Genomic DNA, 2,192 nt, shown 5'->3' with positions numbered 1-2,192 from the left:
TTTTCTTTTTCCCATCCAAGGTCCCATCCAAATCGAAAGCGGTAGCTGGCGCCTGTTCTGGCCTGTAAGCAGGTGGCCACGCCTTAGCATCCCAACAAGGCCACCCCCTGGCCGGTGAGGTAGACCCTTACGGCCTCAGTAATGGGTCTGACGCTGCCGTTGACCGCTCCTGAGGTGCTCAGGATGGTGGCATCTCATGAAACGGACAAGAATCTCTATCATGCGCTTACCCAGCACTCTCCTGATCATTGCTTCGCTGACCTTCACAACAGGATCCGCACTCGGCCAATCCCTTTCCGCTGCTGATGAAGCATACGCGAGGGGAGATTACGCCGCTGCGGCCGAAAACCTCAGGCCAATAGCAGAAGAAGGCCTTTCCAGCGGCCAATACAAGCTGGGCTTTCTGTACGACAGCGGTCAGGGTGTTCCTCAAAGCTATGTCGAAGCCGCTAAGTGGTATCGCCGCGCCGCCGAGCAGGGAGATGCCGCGGCCCAGGCCCTCCTCGGGATCCAGTACTACAAAGACGAAGGAGTCCGTCAGGACCGCGTGATGGCTTACATACTGGCGTCTTTGGCAGCGGCTCAAGGTGTTGAGCAAGCCAGAGAGTTACGCGACCTCATCCTCGAAGACTTTTCCCGGGAGCAGGTCACCGAGGCGCAGCGGCTAACTTCAGAGTGGCAGGTAGGCACTCCTCTCCCAACCTCTAGCGACACCAAGACCTGGCCCTGACCGGGTAGGTGGCTATCGGCTGGGCTACTCAGACTTGCGTAGGGCGCCCACCAGGCTACGGAAGTGCTACCCCAGGCCCTCGGCTGTCGCCGCTCCTGCGGCCTCTCTGGGCAATCTGGCGATGGTTTCGCTTCGGACCTCGCGTCCGGTGCGTCCGGTGCGTCCGGTTTGTCAGTATTGTCCGTTTCCGGTAGTGATCCAGAGTCAGCAGCAGGCGGGCCTGGCGACGTGATCGGGTCGCCCCGGTGTGGCAGGTGTCGGCGGTGGTGTAGGGGGAATGCTCAGCTACCGGAACATGGTCCACAAAATGATGATCGCGATGATCGCCCCCCAAGTGCCCGGACGCCGATACCACGGGAGGCTCGGCTTTACGCTATGACCAGCCGACTTCTCGTGAGCACTACCGGCATAGGCAGACGATGACGATGGAGCATCAGGGGCTTCTGGTTTGCGTCTAGGCGCCACACCGGAAGGGGCGTCAGTAGTACGCCTAGCTCGGAGTGCTTCGCGTAGCTGCTGGGAGGTGGTGTCCGCATCAATCGAAATCAGTTCGCCGGTCTGGGTGTTGAGGATCTCACCGTCGATACGGTCCCCAAGAAATGAGCGCTCCTCGTTGCTATCCAGGCATCGGCTCTTCAAGTACACCTGATGAACGCCAACGATGTGATGGACAGCCACTCGCCGCTGTTTCGGATAGCTGTCCTTTGAGCCATGATAGCGGAAGTGAAGCTCCAGTGGTGGCTCGAAGTGAGGAGGGCCGTATTCGCTTCCAGGGACGTAGCTATCCGCCTCGTCTTGAGCCGTTTGTGCGACTCGCTGCCCGACAGGGCCACCGTGAGCACCGACCGCCACCCTCGATAACTGAGAGGGCAATCCATCCCACCTCACCAGTTCATCCCAGACCGCCTCCTGGTATGCCTCTGGAAAATCACCGATCGCCTCTTGGGCACCGCTCACCATGCGCTGGACCAGCCCCATCAGCTCTTCTGGAAGCTTTGGCCCAACCGAACCCTCATCCCCCGTGATAAGTCCCTTAGAACGAGCCTTCCTCAAGGCTGCCTCCGGCAGATCCAGATCAACCGGCTCCGACTCTCCCATCAACCCTTCGACTTCAGCCATATGGCCCTTGAACGGGGCCATCCCCATCAGTAACGAGCCAGGTGCTCGATCCGCCGCTTCATCGAAAGCATCTACCTCAATCTCATAGCTCTCATGTGAATCGAACAAGGTCTGATAGAGGCGCATCCCTTCCTCAAACGGAACGCCCCTGAACTCATCACGGTATCCATCCAGGTCGGTCACGTCCTTGATACGCTAAGGTAGCGTTAACAAATAAGTTGTGCAATATTTTGTAATCGGATATTCTCTGACGCATGGTAACTAATTTACACATTGGTCAACGCTGGGAAGTAATGCGCGATGCGCTTGACGAGCGCCAGCGAAGGTTGTTGGTCGCGGCAGA

General features: G+C 58.4%; 2 protein-coding genes. One reads left to right on the top strand and one right to left on the bottom strand.

Going from position 1 to position 2,192, the window contains the following annotated elements; all coding sequences use genetic code 11:
• Positions 1-220 precede the first annotated feature (220 nt).
• Positions 221-730: a tetratricopeptide repeat protein gene (locus ACESMD_RS15480; protein ID WP_372614728.1), complete on the top strand. Its 510-nt coding sequence runs from the start codon at positions 221-223 to the stop codon at positions 728-730.
• Between the two features lie 285 nt (positions 731-1,015).
• Here the strand turns inward: ACESMD_RS15480 and ACESMD_RS15475 are convergent, their stop codons facing one another.
• Positions 1,016-2,032: a hypothetical protein gene (locus ACESMD_RS15475; RefSeq protein ID WP_372614725.1), complete on the bottom strand. Its 1,017-nt coding sequence runs from the start codon at positions 2,030-2,032 to the stop codon at positions 1,016-1,018.
• Between the last annotated feature and the right edge of the window lie 160 nt (positions 2,033-2,192).

The sequence above is a fragment of the Halomonas sp. genome, assembly GCF_041689495.1.
Lineage (GTDB): Bacteria > Pseudomonadota > Gammaproteobacteria > Pseudomonadales > Halomonadaceae > Halomonas.
The sequence above is the reverse complement of the archived record's forward strand: the minus strand, read 5'-3'. Positions and strand labels throughout refer to the sequence as shown.